The sequence below is a fragment of the Pseudomonas sp. P5_A2_2 genome (assembly GCF_054177685.1).
In genome coordinates this window covers 1-1,740 of record NZ_JBGCUL010000919.1, presented here as the reverse complement: position 1 = coordinate 1,740, position 1,740 = coordinate 1, and the positions used below count along the sequence as shown (strand labels likewise).

General features: G+C 61.6%; 3 protein-coding genes. All 3 read right to left on the bottom strand.

The features are described 5' to 3' along the window. The coding region (locus ACXRVY_RS27325; RefSeq protein WP_458238761.1) for an NTP transferase domain-containing protein at positions 1-380 on the bottom strand (380 nt) is incomplete at its 3' end. Then, the gene (locus ACXRVY_RS27320; protein WP_223459612.1) at positions 377-1,360 is read right to left on the bottom strand and encodes an XdhC family protein; all 984 of its coding nucleotides are present in this window, start codon (positions 1,358-1,360) and stop codon (positions 377-379) included. The genes ACXRVY_RS27320 and ACXRVY_RS27325, both read right to left, overlap by 4 nt. Continuing rightward, positions 1,360-1,740, bottom strand: a 381-nt coding sequence (locus ACXRVY_RS27315; RefSeq protein WP_458238760.1) for a molybdopterin cofactor-binding domain-containing protein, incomplete at its 5' end; no start/stop codon positions are given. The genes ACXRVY_RS27320 and ACXRVY_RS27315, both read right to left, overlap by 1 nt.

Here is a 1,740-nt window from a genome sequence, read left to right as displayed (position 1 = left end):
ATACCTGCCACCACTTGCTCGATACTGGACGGCAGGATGAACGGCATATCCCCCAGCACCATCAACCAGCCATCGAGTTGCTTGCAGGCAGCGACCCCGGCGGCAATGCTGTCGCCCATTCCCGTCGATTCGATGAGCACAATCGCACAGCCATAGGCCTGAGCCATGCGAATCACTTGCGGGCGGTCAGCAGTGGTCACCAGTACGCGCTTGTCCAGAGCGACCGGCAGGTTGACCAAGGTGTGCTCGATGACTGATCGAACCGCACCGTCACGACCGGTGCAATCGGCCAGCAATTTATCCTTTTTGGCGCCCGCCAACTGACGAAACCGGCTGCCCTGCCCCGCCGCCAGCACGATGACGCCAATGGACTCGCTCATACCCTCTCCTGCAAGACTTTCTTCTGCTTCAGTTCGACGCCGTTTTTGACCGCCACGATTTCCGCCATGAGCGACAAGGCAATTTCCGCTGGATTATGACTGCCGATGTGCAAACCGATCGGACCATGCAAGCGGTCAATCGCCGGTTGCGACAAACCCAGTTGAGCCAGGTTTTCCCGGCGCTTCTGGCTGTTGACCCGCGACCCCAGCGCCCCGACGTAAAATGCCCTGGAATCCAGGGCCGTGAGCAGCGCCATGTCATCCAGACGCGGATCATGGGTCAAGGCCACGATGGCCGTGCGTTCATCGGTCTGGATATTCAACACCGCCTCATCCGGCATGCCCGAAACGAATCGTCCGTGCTGCTCCTCCCAGCCGTAGACGAACTCGCTACGCGGATCGCAAATCAGCACCTCGAAATCCAGCAGCCTGGCAATTTCAGCGACATAGCGTGACAGTTGCCCCGCGCCGATCAGCAGCAAGCGCCAGCGCGGGCCATAGATTGCCCGCAAGGTCTGTCCGTCGAACGTCAACACGTCAGCTTTACTGGCCGGCTGCAAAAGCACTTTGCCGGTGGCCAGGTTCAGTTCACGGGCAACGATGTCATGGGCCTCGCAACGGGCGAGCAATTGCTCGATCCAAGCCCCATCGTCGATACGCTCCTCGGTCAAGCGCAAGGTGCCACCGCAGGGCAAGCCAAAACGTGCGGCTTCCTCGCGGGTCACGCCGTAGGTGATCAATTGCACCGGCGGCCCGTCGAGCGCAAGGCGCCCGTCGTGCAGCCTGGCGATCAAGTCATCTTCGACACACCCGCCCGAGACCGAACCGATCACCATGCCGTCTTCACGCAAGGCCAACATGGCACCAGGTGCCCGGGGCGCGGTGCCCCAGGTTTCGACCACGCTGTACAACACCACCCGCTGACCGGCACGGTGCCATTGCAACACGCTGCGCAGGACGTTCAGATCGGCGCTGTCCATCAGGCGCCAGCCTTCTGCCAGCCCGACAGCTGATAACGAACCGGCAGGTTGCGGATGCGTTTGCCGGTGGCAGCAAAGATCGCATTGCACAGTGCCGGCGCAATCGGTGGCACGCCTGGCTCACCGACACCGCCCAATGGCACGTCGCCCGGCGGCGTCACCAGATGCACCGCCACTTCTTTTGGCGCCAGGGACATGCGTGCCACTTCGTACATATGGAAGTTATCCTGCTGGACCTTGCCATCCTTGAAGCTGATTTCCCCCAGCACCGCATTACCCAGGCCCATGACGCAGGCGCCTTCGAACTGCGCGCGAATGCGCTCGGGATTGATCTGTGGCCCACAATCGACGGCGATGTCGGCCTTGTGCACCACCAGCGT